Consider the following 21677-nt stretch of genomic DNA (forward strand, 5'->3'; position numbering starts at 1 on the left):
GGGGTTAGGCACCGAGCCACACTTGGTCCCTTCTCACCAATTTACCCGATTATATTCCCGCCCGGATACATTCATGTTACTTGGCAGCGGGCGAAGGCTCGACCGGAAAATATAAGGGACAGGTACTTTGAAAAAAAGCAGCCCCCTTCAGAAATGCTCGCATCACCCAAGGTCTGGGTAGGCGTCGCTGAGGTAAATGAACGGCTTTCGCTGCCCCTCTTTGAATTCCATGATGGTAAGCGCGAATACACTTGATTCCGCCCCTGCGCCCCGGCCCTTCCGCATAGTAGTCACGAGCTTATAGCTGTTCCCGCCATCTCCGTAGTCGATGACTTGCGGATCGGTGAAATACGAGTTCTTCAGGGCGCCAGCCGTCACTCCCAAGGTAGAGGCCCATCTCGCTCCGCTGAATAGGAAAAGCGCGCCCCGTCTCCGACTATCACGGTGGTAGTGTCAAGCAAGCCAACGATTGCGAGCTTATACCGATCAAGTAATGGCGCCTGATGTGACAGCTTTACGGCATTGAGACGCGCTTTAAATGCTTCTCCATCTGCATGACCGCAAGCCAAAAGTCTGCCTACTCGCCCCATCGCACGGTTGTAAATCGGCTCAAGATCAAGCCAAACACCACCGGCTTCGCTCATTAATTCAAGCTGCCGAACGGCTGAGCGTATACGTTTACGCTCCAACTTGGTCAGCCCTGGGGTGGTGTTGAACACGCTCAATCCCGTCACTGTAACCGGCTGGAAGGTAGCGTTATCCGTTTCTATGCCCTGGCCACGAACTCGCACATGAAGCTTCGCACGCTTCTGACGACACCCTTTGGACGCCAGCATTCCAGTGATGGTTGAAACGATATCTGTTAGCTCATCCGGCAACGGCTCACGACGGCATGATATGGTGATGTCGTCAGCGAAGCGGGAGTACTGAAAGCCACGCGCCATCAAGTCTTTCACGACCTTCGGCTCTACATCCCAGAATAATAGGTTGGCAATGTAGCCGCTGGTACTGGCGCCTTGTGGTGTACTACCCTCACGCGTGCATATAGACGACAGCAGGGATGCTACAGACCTACCGAATCCGAAAAGCTGACGAAATAAGGTATCGACCTGATGTATCGATATCGAAGGGTAGAAGTTCTGGATGTCTTGAAGAATAAGGTACTTTGATCCTGCATGCACGGCGGCATTGCTATGGATGCTTCTCGGAGATTTACGATCCTTGATACCACCGTGAAGGTAAGCCGGGAAGACCGCTTTTGACAATAGCCTGTCTACGAGTTTGCGCTGTACTCTCTTGAGCGGTTCGTGGGCATCGTAGGTGTCTCGCGTCTCGCCCGGCTTCCCTTTCTTTTCTTGGGGCACATGGCGATACATACGATCCGCACGAGCGGCGAGCCTCTCAAGTAACTGCTCGCTCTCGCCAAGAGCAAGAGCCAACGCCCTGACACTATGGATTGGCTTAAACGGATAAACGGGAGCGTCCATCTTCCATCCCTGAAACGAAAAAGGGCCGATACAGATACCGGCCCTTCACAATTCGAATGATGTGGTTTGCTGCGTCATGAGGTTAACACCTCAATGAGCTTGACCGCTTTATCACAGACAAGCTCCCAGTACTCCAGCCGGTTCTCCCAGACATCCAGAAGGATTTGGCGAATCACAAAAGCCTCGATAACCTCACGGAGGCGTTTGATACGATTGCCCTTTCCTCTTTGTTTCTTTGAGTCCTGATTGTCAACTGTAACGCGGGTGTCTTGGTTATCGTGCTTTTGCAGCTCTGTCCGAGGACTAGCCGCTTTCTTTGAACGCAACATGGTTGTAGCTCCTGGCCGGCGAAATTGCCGCCGCCAAAGCATTCCGGGCCGAATGGAACTACCAAGACACCACTACAAACCACAGTTCTGCTTGTCGATCTTGACAAGTCAAGATCGGCAAGCCGTCGCCGCCACATTTCGTCACCGCTCAGCCGCAAACACTCAGCGCTCAGCTTCTCGTAAGCGCTCAAAGACATCACCGCATTGGTCGAACCGTAATGGTCCGAACCTTAGGGGACGCAAAGAGCACCTCGTTTAGCCGTGACGCAATTCGCAGCACACAGTGACGGGTCGTGCGGAGAGGTAGCCTTGACGAACATCAAAGCTGGTTGGTTTCCCAACCACCAACTGCAAGCCCAGAGAATTTGACCATGTTTAAAGAGCACCTGGACGGTACGCCCAGCATCTTCCTTATACCTGTTTGCCGACTCTCTTGACAACAAGAAATGTCAATCTGCCATCAAGACTTGTTAGGTCTGCCGGGTTGAGACTCCCCTGCCCTCTCTAGTGCTAGGCGCTCAAATGCTTTTCGAGCCCCCTTAGGTAGGTAGACCAGCTCATCCACTGCTTTCACAATCTGCGGATTTAAAAACAACGGCGAGTTGGTAGCTACAAAATTGAAAGCGCCGGAAGAGCTACTGAATGGCTGCCTACCGCCAAACATCGCGTTACGCCACACAAGGCCGTCGTGAGCAGAGTGATTCGCATTGGACAAGACCTGTTCGAGGAAACCTCGTTCGAGATATCCCCCTTCAGGCGGCCCTTTCAATTGCTCGCCAATCCTCTCAAGACTCCTTGACAACACCTCTTGAGATGGTGGGTCGTTGTAGTGCTCAACATTAAGCACAGCGCAGTATTGGCGGAGCCGCCATACCAATGCGTCTAGGTCAGTTAATTCGTGGTGGCAAAGGTAGAGGGACGCCACTAGGTATCGGTCACCTTCGGACTCTGCAAGATGGTTGAAAACAGCCTGTTCTTGGTCGGGCAGAAGAATGCTGTACTTCAAACGGTCGTTTACCAACCTCAAGCCTTCAGCAATCTTGTGCCCAACCCCCTTCGAGCTAACCCTACCAAGAAGCAAAATACACTTAAGATACTTCTCGATCGCCTGCAATCCCGACCAGATTGCCTGGCTTGGCAGGCCAGCTCTCAAAGCGAGCCGTGCAGTGATGTAGTCGCCGTCACCAGTATCTCTGAAGCACCTGATAGCGAAATCATTGATCCAAGCGGCCTCTGACGGAGGCTGATACTCGTCTGCGAACTGTTGCCAGGTCATCTTCTCACGGTTGCTCATCTTCCTACCTCACCAGAAGGTTCAGACGATAATACTGGCCTCCAATGGCTAGCAGCCAGCAAAGTGCTTCTGCCGATGTCGGTACGGGAGCTTGGGGAAGGGAGGTAGTTGGAGAAAAGACAGGAGCAAGCTAACATGCCGCTTGCAGTGCACCACTCAGGTGTACTACGGCACTGGTCCACTTCGAGATTTTGAGAGAGAAAAGTCCTTTAGAATCAAGGACTTGCGTAATGGAGGCAGCCCCACCAGCCACACCCCGGCACTCGATGTTCCCGCTGTGGCTGCTCCCTTCCGGGCCTGACCAGGTTAACGGGTAATCAATGCGGGGGGACCGGTGGGGCCACCATAACGCAGCTCATCAGGTGACGAGCCGCGCCATTGTACCGTTACGGGGGGAAGTTACAACCTTTGACGGCAAAAAAACCATCATTTCTCAAGGACTTGTCCGCCAGGGATGAGGTTCTCGGGAATTTGTGCCGGCCTCATCGCGGGACGAGCCCGCTCCCACAGGTGCGCCTATACATTTATCCTGTGGGAGCGGGCTCGTCCCGCGATGAGGCCAGGGCAGGCAACATCAGACCGTGATGCCCTGCCCCGCCAGGAAGGCGACGAAGGCCTCTTCGTCCAGCACCTTGACCCCCAGCTCACTGGCCTTGGCCAGCTTCGACCCCGCCCCCGGACCTGCCACCACGCAGTGGGTCTTGCCGGACACGGAGCCCGCCACCTTGGCGCCGAGGCTTTCCAGCTTGTCCTTGGCGATGTCGCGGCTCATGCGCTCCAGGGTGCCGGTCAGCACCCAGGTCTGACCGGCCAGGGGCAGGCCCTCGGTGGTTTTCTTCTCGCTGTGCCAGTGCATGCCGAACGCTTCGAGCTGGGCTTCGATGGCGCGGGCGAGTTGCTGGTTGGCCTCGACCTTGAAGAACTCGCGCACGGCATCGGCCTGCTTGGTGTTCAGGGCCTGGCGCAGGTCGATGCCGTCGGCGGCGATGATCTTGTCGAGGGTGCCGAGCTTGTCCACCAGCTTCTCGGCGCCGGTCGGGCCGACCGAGGGGATGTCGAGCTTGGCGATCATCCCGGCGAGGGTGGTGCTGGCGGCGAACTCCGCCGCCAACTCGCCTTGGTCCTGCAACTGCATGCCGCTGTCGAGCAGTTGCTGGATGACCTGGCGGTTGTGCGCATCCTCGAAGAAATTGTGGATCTCGTAGGCGACTTCAAGGCCGATGTCCGGCAGGTAGGTCAGCACCTGCGGCAGTGCCACCTGCACCCGCTCCAGGCTACCCAGGGAGCGAGCCAGGACCTTGGCGGTCTCCTCGCCCACATCGGGGATGCCCAGGGCGAAGATGAAGCGCGCGAGCGGCGGGCGCTTGCTCGCCTCGATGGCTTCGAGCAGCTTGCGGCTGGAGACCTCGGCGAAGCCCTCCAGGTCGACGATCTGCTCGAACTGGAGCTTGTACAGGTCTGCCGGCGAACCGATCAGCCCCTCGTCGACCAACTGCTCGACGCTCTTCTCGCCAAGACCGTCGATATCCATCGCCCGGCGGGACACATAGTGAATGATCGCCTGCTTGAGCTGGGCGCCACAGGCCAGACGGCCGACGCAGCGATACACCGCCCCTTCGCTGGTGGTTTCCTTGCCCTTGCTGCGCTTGACCAACTGGGTGCGCTCGACCTGCGAGCCGCACACCGGGCAGGCGCTCGGCACTTCGACCGGGCGGGCGTCATCGGGGCGACGCTCGAGCACTACCTGCATCACCTGCGGGATCACATCACCGGCACGGCGGATGATCACCGTGTCGCCGATGCGCAGGCCCAGGCGGGCGATCTCGTCCATGTTGTGCAGGGTGGCGTTGGATACGGTCACCCCGGCCACCTTGACCGGCTTGAGACGGGCGACCGGAGTGACCGCGCCGGTACGGCCGACCTGGAACTCGACGTCCAGCACCTCGGTGAGCTCTTCCATGGCCGGGAACTTGTGGGCGATGGCCCAGCGCGGCTCACGCGCACGGAAACCCAGCTCGCGCTGCGCCGCCAGGCTGTTGACCTTGAACACCACGCCGTCGATCTCGTAGGGCAGCGCGTTGCGGCGGGCGCCGATGTCCTGGTAGTAGGCCAGGCATTCTTCGATGCCGGCGGCGTGCTTGAGCTCAGGGCTGATCGGCATGCCCCAGACCTTGAGCTGCTCGAGGATGCCGATATGGCTGTCGCCGACACTCGCCGAAGTCTGGCCGATACCGTAGCAGCAGAATTCCAGCGGGCGGCTGGCGGTGATCTTCGAGTCGAGTTGACGCAGGCTGCCAGCGGCAGCGTTGCGCGGGTTGGCAAAGGTCTTGCCGCCGACTTCGGCCTGAGCGGCATTGAGGCGTTCGAAACCCGCCTTGCTCATGTACACCTCGCCACGCACTTCGAGCACTTCGGGCCAGCCGCTGCCATGCAGCTTCAACGGGACGTTGCGGATGGTGCGCACGTTGGTGCTGATGTCTTCGCCGGTCGTGCCGTCGCCACGGGTGGCGCCTTGCACCAGCTGGCCGTTGCGGTACAACAGGCTCACCGCCAGGCCATCGAGCTTGGGCTCGCAGCTGTAGTCGACCGCCTCGGCCTGGTCGAGCCCTTCGACCACACGCCGTCCGAATTCGCGCAAGTCAGCCTCTTCGAAGGCGTTGCCCAGGCTGAGCATGGGGATCTCGTGGCGCACCTGGGTAAAGGCGGCCAGGGCTGCACCGCCGACACGCTGAGTGGGCGAGTCGGGGGTGATCAGGTGTGGGTTCTCGGCTTCCAGGGCCTTGAGTTCGTTGAACAGCCGGTCGTATTCGGCGTCGGGCACACTGGGCTCGTCCAGCACGTAGTAGCGATAGTTGTGCTGGTCGAGTTCGGCGCGCAGTTCGTGGATTCGGTTTTCGGCGTTCATCTTTCAGGTCTCTTGCAAAGCAAAAGAGCAGCCTGGGTGATGCCGGCGCGGATCGGGATGCTGTTCAGCATGTACTGACCTCATCACCGGACAAGCCGTACGCCGCACCGCCGCCCCCACAGACAATCGTGTATCTGTGGGAGCGGCGGTGCGGCGTACGGCTTGTCCGGCAATGGGGCCGGCACAGGCAACGACATCTGCCGAACCGACCAGCAATCCCCATGGGCTGCTCTTGAGTCTGGATCTATCAGCGCTTCTGGGTCAGCGCACGGCGCTCGAACTCGACGATACGCTGGCGGTAGTGCTCGATGGTCTGCGCGGTCAGTACGCTGCGCTGGTCATCCTTGAGCTCACCGTCGAGCTCATGGGCCAGCTTGCGCGCGGCGGCAACCATCACGTCGAAGGCCTGCTTCGGATGACGCGGGCCGGGCAGGCCAAGGAAGAAGCTGACCGCACGGGTGCTGAAATGGTCGATGTCATCCAGGTCGAATATGCCTGGCTTGACCGCGTTGGCCATGGAGAACAGCACCTCGCCGTGACCGGCCATGCTTTCGTGGCGGTGGAAAATGTCCATCTCGCCGAAACGCAGGCCGCTTTCCAGGATGTTCTGCAGCAACGCCGGGCCCTTGAAGCCACCTTCGTCACGGGAGATGACGCTGATCACCAGCACCTCTTCGACCGGAGGCAACTCCTTGGCGGCGTTGTTGCTCGTGGCGAAACCGCTGTTGCGGTTGTTGTCGGCACTGAAGTCGTCATCGCTGTCGGCGAACAGGTCCGGCTCGCGCGGTTCAGCGACCAGATTCAGGTCGCCCTGCTGCGACTCGGCAGCAGCACGCTTGCCACGCTTGGGCGCCTTGGCCGGCTTTGGCTCGCGCTCGCGTTCCCGGGCCGGGGCGCTCATCGACGGCAGGTCGGTTTCGTCCAGCTCCGGCTCTTTGTGCGTGTCCAGGACGCGCGCAGGGCCAAGCACCTCGGCACTGCCCTCGTCGTCCGGGAGGTTGGAATAGCTACGATCCAGGCGGAACTTCAACTTGCCCTTGCCGCCGCGCATGCGGCGCCAGCCGTCGAAAAGAATACCGGCGATGACAATGATGCCGATGACGATCAGCCACTCGCGCAGACCGATTTCCATGTAATCCCGTGCCTCTATAAAAATATGCTTGAAAACAAAGGCTTCAAAGCCCTTTAACACGTGGCGCCAACTCTATGTTCTGACAGGCGTTTTACCCACGCAAAAAACGAGTGACATTAAGCTAGCACGACCAAAGACAACTTTACACCGTCTGTCGCACATGCAAGGCGCATTTGCCTACAGATATCGCCCAATCTTCGCGCATCAGGCGTCAACCATGGCCATGGCCTCCTCCACATCAACTGCAACAAGACGTGAACAACCGGGCTCATGCATGGTGACCCCCATCAATTGATCGGCCATTTCCATGGCAATCTTGTTATGCGTAATGTAGATGAACTGCACGGTCTCGCTCATTTCCTTCACCAACCGGGCGTAACGCCCGACGTTGGCATCGTCCAGCGGCGCATCGACTTCGTCGAGCATGCAGAACGGTGCCGGGTTCAGCTTGAAGATGGCAAACACCAGCGCCAATGCGGTCAGTGCCTTCTCGCCGCCGGACAGCAAATGGATGGTGCTGTTCTTCTTGCCCGGCGGGCGCGCCATGATCGTCACCCCTGTATCGAGTAGATCTTCGCCCGTCAGTTCCAGATAAGCGCTGCCGCCACCGAAAACTTTTGGGAAAAGTGCCTGCAATCCGGCGTTTATCTGATCAAAGGTATCCTTGAAACGGTTTCGGGTTTCCTTGTCGATCTTGCGGATGACGTTCTCGAGCGTCTCCAGCGCCTCGACCAGGTCAGCGTTCTGGGCATCGAGATAGCGCTTGCGCTCGGACTGCTGCTCGTACTCCTCGATTGCCGCCAGGTTGATCGCGCCCAGGCGCTGGATCCGCGCTTCGGTCTGCTCCAACTCCTGCTCGGTCCCCTGCTCGCTGGCCTCGGGCTCGAGCGTGGCGAGCACACCCTGCAGGTCGTAACCGTCGGCAAGCAGTTGCTCTTGCAGGGTCTTGCGCCGCACATCCAGGCCCTGGGACTCCAGGCGTGACTGCTCCAGTTGCCCGCGCAACAACTGGGCCTGCTGTTCAGCCTGGGCACGGCGCTTTTCGACGTCGCGCAGCTCGCGATCGGCCTCGTCCATGTGCAGGCGCGCCTGGCGCATTTCCTCGTCGACACTCATGCGCCGCTCGAGCAGCTCTTCGAGCTTCAGGCGCAACTCTTCCAGCGGCGCCTCGCCCTCTTCGAGGTTGAGGCTCAACTGCTCCTGGCGCTCGCTCAGACGCGCGGCCTGCTGCTCAAGACGCTCCAGGGCCTGGCGCGTGGAGTCGTGCTGGGCACGCAGGGAACCCAGGCGCACTGCCAACTGGTGGGCGTGGTCCTTGTGCTGACGGGCCTCCTGGCGGACGCGGTCGAGGGTTTCGCGCAGGGTGTCGCGACGGGCCATCAACTGTTCACGCTGCTCGGTATCCTGGGCCATGAGGTCCAGGGCTTCCTGCAGCACCAGGCGTGCTTCGCCCAGTTGCTCATGCTCCAGGGCGCGTTGCTCCTGGAGTTCGGCCAGTTCTTCCTGCAGGCGACGACGGCGCAACTCCAACTGCTCGGCACGAGCACGCCCGGCAGACAGGCTCGCCTTCAGTTCGCCAAGCTGGCGACTTTCGTCCTGGCTGCGGCGACGCAGTTGCTCGCGCTGTTCTTCCTGGTCGAGCTGTTGCTCGCGAAGGTCCTGCAACTGCTGCGTGAGCTGTTCGAGCAATGCCTCGTGCTCCAGTTGCTCGTGGCCGAGGCGCTCGATCTCCTGCCCGCGCGCCAAAACACCGCCCTGGGACTCGCCACCACGGCTGACTCGCAGGAAATGCCGACCGACCCAGTAGCCATCGCGGCTGACCAGGCTGTGTCCCTCTCCAAGCGTGGCGCGCAGGGCCAGGGCCTGCTCCAGGGATTCGACCGGCTTGACCTGGCCGAGCCAGGGTGCCAGATCGATGCGTCCGTCGACCTTGTCCAGCAGGCTGCCGGGCAGGCGCGCACCCTCGCCGCTCGCCTGCAGCAGGCGCAGGTCGCCCTGCTCCAGGGCGGCAAAATCAAGTGCAGCAAAATCGTCCACCAGCACCGCCTGCAGGTCGGCACCCAGTACGGTCTCCACCGCCAGCTCCCAGCCGGACTCCACACGCAGCCCTTCAGCCAGGCGCGGACGGCTGCCCAAGCCCTGCCCCTGCAGCCATTCAGCCGCGCCACTGCCGGGCTCGAGAGCCGCTTGCTGCAGGGCCTCCAGTGATGCCAGACGCCCGCCCAGGCGCTGCAATTCACCCTGCTGTTGCTGCTGGGCCTGGGTCGCCTGCTGCAGTTGCTCGCGCACAGCCTCAAGCCGCTCGACCACCTGCTGTTCCTGCAACTGCAACGCTTCGAGCTGCAACTCGCTGCCCGCCACCTGCTCCGACAGTTCGAGCATGGCGGCGTCCTGGGGATCGGCGCCCAGTTGCTGGTTCTCTTCACTCAGCTTGCGCTGGCGCTCGGCCAGACGCTCCAGGCTGCCCTCCAGTTGCTGCAGGCGTGCCTGCTGGACCTCGGCCTGACGCCGCGGCTCGGCGGAGCGGGTGTTGAAATCATCCCACTGGGCCTGCCAGCCATGCATGCCCAGCTCAGCCTCTTCAAGCGTCGCAGCGGACTCTTCGGCAGCGGCGAGGGTCATTTCCTGCTCGGGCTCGAGCATCGCCAGATCCTCGGCCAGGGTCGCCAGCAAGGTGCGGTCGTGGCCCAGGTGCGACTCTGTTTCCTGGCGCGTGCGCTCGGCTTCCTTGAGATCATCCTGCAACTGGCGCAGACGCTGCTGGCCGTGCTGGATGCTCTGCTCGACCCGGGCGATATCGCCCGCTACGGAATAGAAGCGCCCCTGCACCTGGTTGAAGCGTTCGGACAGCTCATGGTGCCCGTCGCGCAGGCGTTCGATGCTGGCATCGGCGTTGCGCTGCTCGGCCACCAGCGCCTCGAAGGCCACCTCCTGGTCACCGATGATGCTTTCGCGTTGACGCACGCGCTCATCCAGTGCACGCCAGCGCAGTGCCGACAAGCGCGCCTTGAGTTGGCGCTCCTGGGCCTTGTATTCGCGGTATTTCTCGGCGGCCTGGGCCTGGCGATGCAGGCGTTCGAGCTGGCGCTCCAGCTCTTCGCGCAGGTCGGTCAGGCGCGCCAGGTTCTCCTGGGTGCGGCGGATGCGGTTCTCGGTCTCGCGGCGCCGCTCCTTGTACTTGGAGATGCCCGCCGCTTCCTCGATGAAGTTGCGCAGCTCCTCGGGCTTGGCCTCGATCAGCTTGGAGATCATGCCCTGTTCGATGATCGAGTAACTGCGCGGGCCAAGGCCGGTGCCCAGGAAGATATCGGTGATATCACGGCGGCGGCACTTGGTGCCGTTGAGGTAGTAGGTGTTCTGCGCGTCGCGGGTCACCTTGCGACGGATGGAGATCTCGGCATAGGCGGCGTATTCACCGACCAGGGTGCTGTCGCTGTTGTCGAACACCAGCTCGATGCTCGCCTGGCTCACCGGCTTGCGCCCGGAGGAGCCGTTGAAGATGACGTCGGTCATCGACTCGCCACGCAAGTTCTTCGCCGAGCTTTCGCCCATCACCCAGCGTACGGCATCGATGATGTTGGATTTGCCGCAGCCGTTGGGCCCGACCACCGCCGCCATGTTGCTGGGGAAATTGACCGTGGTGGGGTCGACGAACGACTTGAACCCGGCCAGGCGAATGCACTTGAGGCGCATCGGTCAGGCCCGCACCAGCGCGGCCAACACCAGCTCGCAGCTGCGTTGACAATAGGCGATCAGCACCTCGCGGATACGCGGCAGGTCGCGCAGCAGCACCGCCTCCAGCAGGCGGGCGAACAGGTCGAGGTAATCGTCCATGCTGGCCTGGCGCTGATCCAGTGCCAGGTAGTAGGCGCGGCTCATGGCCGGCTGCAGGTTCTCCACGGTCTCCTGCAAGTAAGGGTTGGCGGCGAAGGGGAAGGCGGCGCGCATGACGGCGAAACTTTCGGCGACGAACGCCTTGATGTCCAGGTTACTGCGGGCCTCGTGCAGGCGCTGCTGGATCTCCAGGAACGGCAGCAGGTCGGTCTCGCTGCGCCACTGCTGGGCGACGGCGTTGCCCAGCAGGATGTACAGCTCGCCCATGAGGCTGCACAGGCTGCGCACACTGTGCTCGTCGAGTTCGGTGACATGGGCACCACGGCGCGGCAGGATCGCCACCAGATGACGACGTTCAAGTATCAGCAGCGCCTCGCGTACCGAGCCGCGACTGACATTCAGGGCCTGGGTGACCTTCTGCTCCTGGATGCGCTCGCCGGGTGCGAGCTCGCCGCGGATGATCCGCTCGGCCAGGTAGTGGGCAATTTGCTCGGAGAGGCTGTCCGGCGCCTTGAACGTCATGATTTTCCTTCGGAATCGAAAACAGGGCACAAAGGCGCGATTGTAGCGCACTCGCCGGGCTTGCGCGCAGCGGCACACGAGGCTTTGTGCGACCTGTCGGTCAGTCGCAGTGCCCGGCGCGATCTATGCTTGTAAAAAGGCAGGGTTGGGTGGCCAGAACCCGGCGCGGGTAAAATCTTGACCTTTGAGTCAGAAAAATATTGACCTCAAGGTCAGCCCTTGCTTAGAGTCCGCCCAACAACAATAAAACCATTACGAGGCCTTCCCCGTGATCCAGTTTCTCGTCAACCAGGAGCTGCGCAACGAGCACGCCCTGGACCCGAACATGACGGTGCTGCAGTACCTGCGCGAGCACCTGGGCAAACCCGGCACCAAGGAAGGCTGCGCCAGCGGCGACTGCGGCGCCTGCACCGTGGTCGTGGGCGAACTGACCCAGGATGACCTGGGCCAGCCGGCCCTGCGTTATCGCAGCCTCAACTCTTGCCTGACGTTCGTTTCCTCCTTGCACGGCAAGCAACTGATCAGTGTCGAGGGCCTCAAGCACCAGGGCGAGCTGCACAGCGTGCAAAAGGCCATGGCCGACTGCCACGGCTCGCAATGCGGCTTCTGCACCCCTGGCTTCGTCATGTCGCTGTTCGCCCTGCAGAAGAACAGCAGCGGCCACGACCTGCACCAGGCCCAGGAAGCCCTGGCCGGCAACCTGTGCCGCTGCACCGGCTACCGGCCTATCCTCGATGCCGCCGAGCAGAGTTGCGCCCGCCCCTGCCAGGACCAGTTCGACGCGCAGCAGGCGCAGACCATCGCCCGCCTCAAGGCCATCGCCCCGCAGCAGACCGGCGAGCTCAACAGTGGCGACAAGCGCTGCCTGGTCCCGCTGACCGTCGCCGACCTGGCCGACCTGTACAGTTCGCACCCCGAAGCACGCCTGCTCGCCGGCGGCACCGATCTGGCACTGGAAGTCACCCAGTTCCACAAGACCCTGCCCGTGATGATCTATGTCGGCCATGTCGCCGAGCTCAAGCGCATCGACAAGACCAGCAGCCACCTGGAAATCGGCGCCGCCACCCCGCTCACCGACTGCTATGGCGCGCTGAACGAGGAATATCCCGACTTCGGTGCCCTGCTGCACCGCTTCGCCTCGCTGCAGATCCGCAACCAGGGCACCCTGGGCGGCAACATCGGCAACGCCTCGCCGATCGGCGACTCGCCGCCCCTGCTGATCGCCCTGAACGCACAGATCGTCCTGCGCCAGGGCGATCGCCAGCGCACCCTGGCGCTGGAAGATTATTTCATCGACTACCGCATCACGGCCCGCCAGGACAGCGAGTTCATCGAGAAGATCCTGGTGCCGCGCGCCAGCAACGAGTGGACGTTCCGCGCCTACAAGGTGTCCAAGCGCCTGGACGATGACATTTCTGCGGTCTGCGCAGCGTTCAACCTGAACATCGAGAACGGCGTGGTCGGTGGCGTGCGCATCGCCTTCGGCGGCATGGCGGCGATTCCCAAGCGTGCCCGTGCCTGCGAGGCGGCGCTGCTTGGCAAGCCCTGGAACCAGGCGAGCATCGAGCGCGCCTGCCAGGCACTGGCCGAAGACTTCAGCCCGCTGACGGATTTTCGCGCCAGCAAGGAATACCGCCTGCTGACCGCGCAGAACCTGCTGCGCAAGTACTTCATCGAACAGCAATCGCCATACATCGAGACCCGGGTGACCGCTTATGTCTAACCATCACGCCGTCAAGAGCCAGGCCGAGATGGCCGAACTGTTCAGCCAGGACCTGACCACCGGGGTCGGGCGCAGCGTCAAGCACGACAGCGCCGACAAGCACGTGTCGGGCGAGGCGGTGTACATCGACGACCGCCTGGAATTCCCCAACCAGTTGCACGTCTATGCGCGCACCGCCGACCGTGCGCACGCGCGCATCCTGCGCATCGATACGACCCCCTGCTACCAGTTCGAAGGCGTGCGCATCGCCATCACTCACGAGGACATTCCAGGGCTCAAGGATATCGGCCCGGTGGTCGCGGGCGATCCGCTGCTGGCCATCGACAAGGTCGAGTTCTTCGGCCAGCCGGTGCTCGCCGTCGCTGCCCGTGACCTGGACACCGCACGTCGCGCCGCCATGGCGGCGATCGTCGAATACGAGGACCTGGAACCGGTGCTCGATGTGGTCGAAGCCTTGCGCAAGAAGCATTTCGTGCTCGACAGCCATACCCACCAGCGCGGTGACTCGGCCAAGGCCCTGGCCAGTGCCCCGCATCGCCTGCAGGGCACCCTGCACATCGGCGGCCAAGAGCACTTCTACCTGGAAACCCAGATTTCCTCGGTGATGCCCACCGAAGACGGCGGAATGATCGTCTACTGCTCGACGCAAAACCCCACCGAGGTGCAGAAGCTGGTCGCCGAAGTGCTCGACGTACCGATGAACAAGGTGGTGCTGGACATGCGCCGCATGGGCGGCGGTTTTGGTGGCAAGGAAACCCAGGCGGCCAGCCCGGCATGCCTGTGCGCCGTGATCGCGCGCCTCACCGGGCAGCCGACCAAGATGCGCCTGCCACGGGTCGAGGACATGACCATGACCGGCAAGCGCCACCCGTTCTATGTCGAGTACGACGTCGGCTTCGACGACACAGGCCGCCTGCACGGCATCGAGTTCGACCTGGCCGGCAATTGCGGTTATTCGCCGGACCTGTCCGGCTCGATCGTCGACCGCGCCATGTTCCACTCCGACAACGCCTACTACCTGGGCGATGCCACGGTGAACGGCCACCGCTGCAAGACCAATACCGCGTCGAACACCGCCTACCGCGGCTTCGGCGGCCCGCAGGGGATGGTCGCCATCGAGCAGGTGATGGACCACATCGCCCGCCACCTGGCGCTCGACCCGCTGGCGGTGCGTAAGGCCAACTACTATGGCAAGACCGAACGCAACGTCACCCACTACTACCAGACCGTCGAGCACAACCTGCTCGAGGAAATGACCGCCGACCTGGAGGCCAGCAGCGACTATGCCGAGCGACGCAAGTCGATCCGCCACTTCAACGAACACAGCCCGGTACTGAAGAAAGGCCTGGCCCTGACCCCGGTGAAGTTCGGCATCTCGTTCACGGCCACCTTCCTCAACCAGGCAGGCGCCTTGATCCACATCTATACCGACGGCAGCATCCACCTCAACCACGGCGGCACCGAGATGGGCCAGGGCCTGAACACCAAGGTCGCCCAGGTGGTGGCGCAAGTGTTCCAGGTCGACTTCAACCGCATCCAGATCACCGCCACCAACACCGACAAGGTGCCCAACACCTCGCCGACAGCAGCGTCCAGCGGCGCCGACCTGAACGGCAAGGCGGCGCAGAATGCGGCCGAGATCCTCAAGAAACGCCTGACCGAGTTTGCCGCCCGGCACTATCAGGTCACCGAGGAAGATGTCGAGTTCCGCAACGGCCACGTGCGCGTGCGCGACCAGTTGCTGAGCTTCGAGCAACTGGTGCAGCAGGCCTACTTCGCCCAGGTGTCGCTGTCGAGCACGGGCTTCTACCGCACGCCGAAGATCTTCTACGACCGCAGCCAGGCGCGCGGCCGACCGTTCTACTACTACGCCTTTGGCGCCGCCTGCGTCGAAGTGATCGTCGACACCCTGACTGGCGAGTACAAGATGCTGCGCGCCGACATCCTGCACGATGTGGGCGACTCGCTGAACCCGGCGATCGACATCGGCCAGGTGGAGGGCGGCTTCATCCAGGGCATGGGCTGGCTGACCACCGAGGAACTGGTGTGGAACGCCAAGGGCAAGCTGATGACCAACGGCCCGGCCAGCTACAAGATTCCGGCGGTGGCCGACATGCCCCTGGACCTGCGCGTGAAACTGGTGGAGAACCGCAAGAACCCCGAGGACACGGTGTTCCACTCCAAGGCCGTGGGCGAGCCGCCGTTCATGCTCGGCATCGCCGCCTGGTGCGCGATCAAGGATGCGGTGGCGAGCCTCGCCGACTATCGCGTACAGCCGCACATCGACGCCCCGGCGACACCCGAGCGGGTGCTGTGGGGATGCGAGCAGATGCGCAAGGCAGTGGCGCAACAGCAGCCGAGCGAACAAGAACTGGAAACCGTCACCCACTGACAGCGAGGAATTCCGTGGGAGCGGGCTTGCCCGCGAATGTGAGGATGGCCTTACCGTCCTCTTCGCGGGCAAGCCCGCTCCTACAGGGTCCTCAGCATGGTTTAGAGAGGCTACATCATGCACCAATGGATCAATGCCCTCGCCGACCATCAGTCCCGCGGCGAACCCTGCATCCTGGTGACCATCATCGAGGAGCGCGGCTCCACGCCACGCAACGCGGGGTCGAAGATGGTGGTCAGCGCCAGCAGCCTGTTCGACACCATCGGTGGCGGACACCTGGAGTTCAAGGCCCTGCACATCGCCCGGCAGATGCTCGCCGAGCAGCGCAGCACACCGCATCTGGAGCGCTTCAGCCTGGGCGCGAGCCTGGGCCAGTGCTGCGGCGGCGTCACGGTGCTGTTGTTCGAACCCATGGCGCCGGTGCAGGCGCAGGTCGCGGTGTTCGGCGCGGGCCATGTCGGCCGGGCTCTGGTACCCTTGCTCGCCGCGCTGCCCTGCCGGGTGCGCTGGATCGATTCGCGCGAGCAGGAATTCCCACCGCTTGTCCCCGACGGGGTGACCAAGGTGGTCAGCGAAGAGCCGGTCGACGAAGTGGCCGAACTGCCGCCAGGCAGCTACTGCATCGTCATGACCCACAATCACCAGCTCGACCTGGAGCTGACCGCCGCCATCCTCAAGCGCAACGACTTCACCTGGTTCGGCCTGATCGGCTCGAAGACCAAACGGGTCAAGTTCGAACACCGCCTGCGCGAGCGCGGCTACGACGATGCCGTGCTGGCACGCATGCGCTGCCCCATGGGCCTGCCGGAGGTCAAGGGCAAGCTGCCCATCGAGATCGCGGTGTCCATTGCCGGCGAAATCATCGCCACCTACAACGCCTGCTTCGGCCAGCATGACGCTGGCGCCAATGCAGGCCCCATTGCCCAGTTGCTGCCGCCCTCCCGGCGCAGCCAAGCCATTTGACGAGCGCTTTATGACCGCAACCCGCAAAGCCTACCGAGCCGCCATCCTGCACAGCATTGCCGACCCTGCCGAGGTTGGCCTGGAGGCCTCCCACGAATACTACGAAGACGGCCTGCTGGTGGTCGACGAAGGCCGCATCAGCGCCCTGGGACACGCCACCGACCTGCTGCCGACCCTCGACGCCGATATCGAAGTGGTGCACTACCAGGACGCCCTGATCACCCCAGGCTTCATCGACACCCATATCCATTTCCCGCAGACCGGCATGATCGGCTCCTACGGCGAGCAACTGCTGGACTGGCTGAACACCTACACCTTCCCTTGCGAAAAGCAGTTCGCCGACAAGGCTCATGCCGACAAGGTGGCGAAGATCTTCCTGCAGGAACTGCTGCGCAACGGCACCACCACCGCGCTGGTGTTCGGCAGCGTGCACCCGGAGTCGGTCAACGCCCTGTTCAAGGAGGCCGAGCGCCTGGACCTGCGCCTGATCGCCGGCAAGGTGATGATGGACCGCAATGCCCCCGACTACCTGACCGACACCGCCGAATCGAGCTACAGCGAGAGCAAGGCGCTGATCCAGCGCTGGCATGGCAAGGCTCGCCTGCACTATGCGGTGACGCCGCGCTTCGCGCCCACCAGCACGCCTGAACAGCTGGCCATGGCCGGGCAATTGCTCAAGGAACATCCGGGCGTGTACCTGCACACCCACCTGTCGGAGAACCTCAAGGAGATCGACTGGGTCAAGGAACTGTTCCCCGAGCGCAAAGGCTACCTGGACGTCTACGACCACTTCGAACTGCTGGGCGAGCGCTCGGTGTTCGCCCACGGCGTGCACCTGTGCGACGAGGAATGCCAGCGCCTGGCCGAGACCGGCTCGGCCGTGGCCTTCTGCCCGACGTCCAACCTGTTCCTGGGCAGCGGCCTGTTCAACCTGCCCCAGGCCGAGCGTTTCAAGGTCAATGTCGGGCTGGGCACCGACGTGGGTGCCGGAACCAGCTTCTCGCTGCTCCATACACTGAACGAGGCCTACAAGGTGATGCAGCTACAGGGCGCGCGCCTGCACCCGTACAAGTCGCTGTACCTGGCCACCCTCGGTGGCGCCCGCGCCCTGCGCCTGGACGACCGCATCGGCAGCCTGCGCGCCGGCAACGATGCCGATTTCGTGGTGCTCGACTACAAGGCCACGCCGCTGCTGGACTACCGCATCCAGCAATCCAACAGCATCGAGGAGACCTTGTTCGTGCTGACCACCCTGGGCGATGACCGTACCGTGCGCGAGACCTTCGCCGCGGGGCGCTCGGTACATCGGCGCTGATGCACAAAGGGCCGCTGCGCGGCCCATCGCGGGACGAGCCCGCTCCCACAGAGAAAGCACCAGGCCCGAGGGATGTGCTGTACCTGAACTGCCGCAAAGGTTGGATTCATGTCCAACTTGGTAGCAGTCCATACCTGTGGGAGCGGGCTGGTCCCGCGATGGGCTGCACAGCAGCCCTCGGTCATTCATCCAGGCAAACGATCAACCCTTGGCGGCAGCCTTGGGTTTTTTCAGCAGGTGCGAGAACACCGCATGCAGGTCGTCCGATGCGCTGTCTTCGTCGAGGTTGAGCTTGCTGTCGATATGATCCATGTGGTGCATCATCAGGCTCACCGCCTGCTCGGCATCGCGCGCCTCGATGGCGTCGATCAGTTGCATGTGCTCGTCGTACGAGCAATGCGAGCGGTTGCCGCTTTCGTACTGGGCGATGATCAACGACGTTTGCGACACCAGGCTGCGCTGGAAACTGACCAGCGGCGCATTGCCGGCCGCCTCGGCCAGCTTGAGGTGGAACTCGCCGGAAAGGCGGATGCCAGCGCCACGGTCGCCACGCGAGAAGCTGTCGCGCTCATCGCGGACCATCTGGCGCAGCTCGTTGAGTTGCTCGTCGGTGGCATGCTGCACCGCAAGCTCGGTGATGGCGCGCTCGACCATGCGCCGGGAGAAGAACACCTGGCGCGCCTCCTCCACGGTGGGGCTGGCCACGACCGCGCCACGGTTGGGGCGCAGCAGCACCACGCTTTCATGGGCCAGACGCGACAAGGCGCGGCGAATGATGGTGCGGCTGACGCCGAAGATCTCGCCCAGCGCTTCCTCACTCAACTTGGTGCCCGGCGCCAGGCGCTGTTCGAGGATGGCCTCGAAAATGTGCGCATAGACGATGTCGTCCTGGGTACCGCTGCGGCCGGCCTTGGCTGTGCGCGCAGGTTTCTTCAGAGGTTGCAGCTGTTCGTTCATGGGCACTCGAGCACAAGGGATCGGCCAGTGGAACCTCGACTGTAATACCTGTCAGAGGGTGGCTGGCAAGTCCTGGGGTGAAAAAAGGGATCAAGGTATCTGCGCATTGTACACAGGCTGAGCCGTTTCTGCAGGTGGCCAATTCCCATATAGCTGCGTTGACGAAGATTGTGCGCACAAAAGATAAAACATTATTTGCATTCTTTGTACACAAAAGCATAATCCACCGAGCAACTTCCTGACCCAAAAGTCAACAAACCCGTCAGACGTCTGCCACCCCCTCGCGGAGCCGCCAAGTGCATGCGCAGGACCAAGGCTCCAGAACAACAAGAAAGACTTGAGGAGTACTCGCTGTGGAAAGCCGCAAATCCGAAGCCCCAACGCTGGATCTCGCTGCGTCGCCCCGACCGGGATGGCTGGAGCGGATCTTCAAACTCCGGCACCACGGCACGACCGTCAGGACCGAAATGATCGCCGGGATGACCACCTTCATCACCATGGCCTACATCATCTTCGTCAACCCCAACATCATGGCCGACGCTGGCATCGATCACGGTGCCGCCTTCGTCGCCACCTGCATCGCCGCCGCCCTGGGCTGTCTGCTGATGGGCCTGTACGCCAACTGGCCAGTGGGCCTGGCGCCCGGCATGGGGCTCAACGCCTTCTTCACCTACACCGTGGTCGGCACCATGGGCTACACCTGGGAGGCGGCGCTGGGCGCCGTGTTCGTCTCCGGCGTGCTGTTCATGTTGCTGACCCTGTCACGGGTGCGCGAGTGGCTGCTCAACAGCATTCCGGTGAGCCTGCGCCATGCCATGGGTGCCGGGGTCGGACTGTTCCTCGGGCTGATCGGCCTGAAGACCGCCGGCATCATCGTCGACAGCCCGGCGACGCTGATCAAGCTGGGCTCGCTGCATGAACCCGGACCGCTGCTGGCGGCCGTGTGCTTCCTGATGATCGCGGTGCTGAGCTACCACCGGGTGTTCGGCGCCATTCTCATCAGCATCATCGCCGTGACCCTGGCCGGCTGGGGCCTGGGCCTGGTGCAGTATGGCGGGGTGTTCTCGCTGCCACCGAGCCTGGCACCGACCTGGATGGCCATGGACGTGGCCGGCGTCTTCAACGTCAGCATGATCAGCGTGGTACTGGCCTTCCTGTTCGTGCATATGTTCGACACCGCCGGCACCCTGATGGGCGTGGCGCAGCGGGCGAACCTGGTGGCCCCGGACGGGCGTATCGAGAACCTGTCGCGCGCCCTGAAGGCCGACAGCGCCTCCAGCGTGTTCGGCGCCGCAGTGGGCGTACCGCCGGTGACCAGCTACGTGGAAAGTGCCGCCGGGGTTGCCGCGGGCGGGCGCACCGGCCTGACGGCGGTGGTGGTCGGCCTGCTGTTCGTCGCGGCGATGTTCTTCGCCCCGCTGGCCGGGATGATCCCCGCCTATGCCACGGCCGGCGCGCTGATCTACGTGGCGATGCTGATGATGGGCAGCATGGCGCACATCAACTGGGACGAGGCGACCGACAGCATCCCGGCGATCGTCACCGCGATCATGATGCCGCTGACCTTTTCGGTGGCCGACGGCATCGCCCTGGGCTTCATCAGTTACGTCGTGCTCAAGGCCGGGACCGGCAAGTACAAGGAAATTTCCGCAAGCCTGTGGGTGCTGTGCGTGATCTTCATCGCCAAGTTCGTGTTCCTCTGACACGTCGCCGGGCCCGCAGCGGGCCCGGACCACCCCGGCCGTCAGGATTTTTTCTGACACCCAATTGGTCGCCGCCCCCCTGGATGGATTAAAGTATCACCCCCTGCCCGGCAACCGCCCTCCCCCAAGCGCCCGGCCCATTTCCAGGAACCGCCGACGATGGAACACCGTGAAGCGCTGATCGCGCTGCGCACCTTTCTCTCCTCCCAGATCCTTGGCCAGGAGAAGCTGGTCGACCGCCTGCTGATCGTCCTGCTCGCCGACGGGCACATGCTGGTCGAGGGCGCACCGGGCCTGGCCAAGACCAAGGCCATCAAGGAGTTGGCCGAGGGCATCGAGGCGCAATTCCACCGTATCCAGTTCACCCCCGACCTGCTGCCGGCCGATATCACCGGCACCGAGATCTATCGCCCGGAAACCGGCAGCTTCGTGTTCCAGCAAGGGCCGATCTTCCACAACCTGGTCCTGGCAGACGAGATCAACCGCGCCCCGGCCAAAGTGCAATCGGCCCTGCTCGAGGCCATGGCCGAGCGCCAGGTCAGCGTGGGCCGCAGCACCTACGAGCTGTCGCCGCTGTTCCTGGTCATGGCCACGCAGAACCCGATCGAGCAGGAAGGCACCTACCCGCTGCCCGAAGCGCAACTCGACCGTTTCCTCATGCACGTGAAAATCGGCTTCCCCGACGCGGCCGTCGAACGTCGCATTCTCCAGCAGGCCCGTGGCGAAGCGCTGGGCGGCGAGGTCAAGCCGGAGCGCCAGGTCAGTCAGCAGGCGATCTTCGCCGCACGCAAGGAAATCCTCGGCCTGTACATGGCCGATGCCGTGGAGGAATACCTGGTGCAACTGGTCATGGCCACGCGCACCCCGGCCAAGTTCGACGGCGAACTGGCCGACTGGATCGCCTACGGCGCCAGCCCCCGTGGCTCGATCGCCCTGGACCGCTGCGCACGTGCCCATGCCTGGCTGGCCGGGCGCGACTTCGTCAGCCCGGAAGACATCCAGGCCGTGCTGTTCGACGTGCTGCGCCACCGTGTCATCCTGTCGTTCGAAGCCGAGGCTGCGGGCATCGACCAGGACCGGGTGGTGCAGCGTATCCTCGACGTCGTCGCCGTCGCCTGACC

The 21677-nt window shown here is 62.7% G+C and carries 14 protein-coding genes and 1 other RNA gene; 6 read left to right on the plus strand and 9 right to left on the minus strand.

Features of this window, described 5'->3' with window-relative positions; genetic code table 11:
- Positions 1-374: 374 nt before the first annotated feature.
- The 8 genes from HU748_RS06765 to HU748_RS06800 form a co-directional block, all read right to left on the minus strand.
- On the minus strand, positions 375-1487 hold the full coding sequence (locus HU748_RS06765) for a reverse transcriptase family protein (RefSeq protein ID WP_186719782.1): 1113 nt from the start codon (positions 1485-1487) through the stop codon (positions 375-377).
- A gap of 74 nt (positions 1488-1561) precedes the next feature.
- Positions 1562-1816 (minus strand): hypothetical protein, encoded by a 255-nt coding sequence (locus HU748_RS06770; RefSeq protein WP_186719784.1) that lies wholly within the window; start codon positions 1814-1816, stop codon positions 1562-1564.
- Between the two features lie 460 nt (positions 1817-2276).
- Positions 2277-3110 carry a hypothetical protein gene (locus tag HU748_RS06775; protein WP_186719786.1) on the minus strand — a complete coding sequence of 278 codons (834 nt, stop codon included), beginning with the start codon at positions 3108-3110 and terminating at the stop codon, positions 2277-2279.
- A gap of 240 nt (positions 3111-3350) precedes the next feature.
- An RNA gene (gene ffs / locus HU748_RS06780) (signal recognition particle sRNA small type) lies at positions 3351-3447 on the minus strand.
- Between the two features lie 237 nt (positions 3448-3684).
- A complete protein-coding gene (ligA, locus tag HU748_RS06785) occupies positions 3685-6015 on the minus strand; it encodes an NAD-dependent DNA ligase LigA (protein ID WP_186719788.1) in 2331 nt (776 codons plus the stop codon).
- 247 nt (positions 6016-6262) lie between these two features.
- Positions 6263-7147: a cell division protein ZipA gene (gene zipA, locus HU748_RS06790; protein WP_054893632.1), complete on the minus strand. Its 885-nt coding sequence runs from the start codon at positions 7145-7147 to the stop codon at positions 6263-6265.
- 204 nt (positions 7148-7351) lie between these two features.
- Positions 7352-10840 carry a chromosome segregation protein SMC gene (gene smc, locus HU748_RS06795; RefSeq protein WP_186719790.1) on the minus strand — a complete coding sequence of 1163 codons (3489 nt, stop codon included), beginning with the start codon at positions 10838-10840 and terminating at the stop codon, positions 7352-7354.
- Between the two features lie 3 nt (positions 10841-10843).
- Entirely contained in the window at positions 10844-11503 is a 660-nt protein-coding gene (locus HU748_RS06800) for a GntR family transcriptional regulator (RefSeq protein ID WP_186711743.1), read from the minus strand.
- 268 nt (positions 11504-11771) lie between these two features.
- Here HU748_RS06800 and xdhA point away from each other — a divergent pair, with 268 nt between their 5' ends.
- The 4 genes from xdhA to guaD all read left to right on the plus strand — a co-directional run bounded on the left by xdhA (position 11772) and on the right by guaD (position 17896).
- The gene (xdhA, locus tag HU748_RS06805) at positions 11772-13226 is read left to right on the plus strand and encodes a xanthine dehydrogenase small subunit (protein WP_186719791.1); all 1455 of its coding nucleotides are present in this window, start codon (positions 11772-11774) and stop codon (positions 13224-13226) included.
- On the plus strand, positions 13219-15618 hold the full coding sequence (gene xdhB, locus HU748_RS06810; RefSeq protein WP_186719792.1) for a xanthine dehydrogenase molybdopterin binding subunit: 2400 nt from the start codon (positions 13219-13221) through the stop codon (positions 15616-15618). The genes xdhA and xdhB overlap by 8 nt, the downstream gene beginning before the upstream one ends.
- 117 nt (positions 15619-15735) lie before the next feature.
- Positions 15736-16581: a xanthine dehydrogenase accessory protein XdhC gene (xdhC, locus tag HU748_RS06815; protein ID WP_186719793.1), complete on the plus strand. Its 846-nt coding sequence runs from the start codon at positions 15736-15738 to the stop codon at positions 16579-16581.
- 10 nt (positions 16582-16591) lie between these two features.
- Positions 16592-17896: a guanine deaminase gene (gene guaD / locus HU748_RS06820; RefSeq protein WP_186719794.1), complete on the plus strand. Its 1305-nt coding sequence runs from the start codon at positions 16592-16594 to the stop codon at positions 17894-17896.
- 201 nt (positions 17897-18097) lie between these two features.
- Here guaD and HU748_RS06825 read toward each other — a convergent pair whose 3' ends face one another.
- Positions 18098-18853 (minus strand): GntR family transcriptional regulator, encoded by a 756-nt coding sequence (locus HU748_RS06825; RefSeq protein ID WP_186707889.1) that lies wholly within the window; start codon positions 18851-18853, stop codon positions 18098-18100.
- 383 nt (positions 18854-19236) lie between these two features.
- Between HU748_RS06825 and HU748_RS06830 the strand changes: the two genes are divergently transcribed.
- Together HU748_RS06830 and HU748_RS06835 are read left to right on the plus strand one after the other, a co-directional pair.
- Complete coding sequence (locus HU748_RS06830) at positions 19237-20556, plus strand: NCS2 family permease (protein WP_189657582.1); 1320 nt, start codon at positions 19237-19239, stop codon at positions 20554-20556.
- Positions 20557-20715: 159 nt separating this feature from the next.
- The gene (locus HU748_RS06835; protein WP_186666748.1) at positions 20716-21675 is read left to right on the plus strand and encodes a MoxR family ATPase; all 960 of its coding nucleotides are present in this window, start codon (positions 20716-20718) and stop codon (positions 21673-21675) included.
- The last annotated feature ends 2 nt before the right edge of the window (positions 21676-21677 follow it).

The organism is Pseudomonas sp. RW3S2, assembly GCF_014268955.1.
In the GTDB taxonomy this organism is placed as follows: domain Bacteria; phylum Pseudomonadota; class Gammaproteobacteria; order Pseudomonadales; family Pseudomonadaceae; genus Aquipseudomonas; species Aquipseudomonas wayambapalatensis.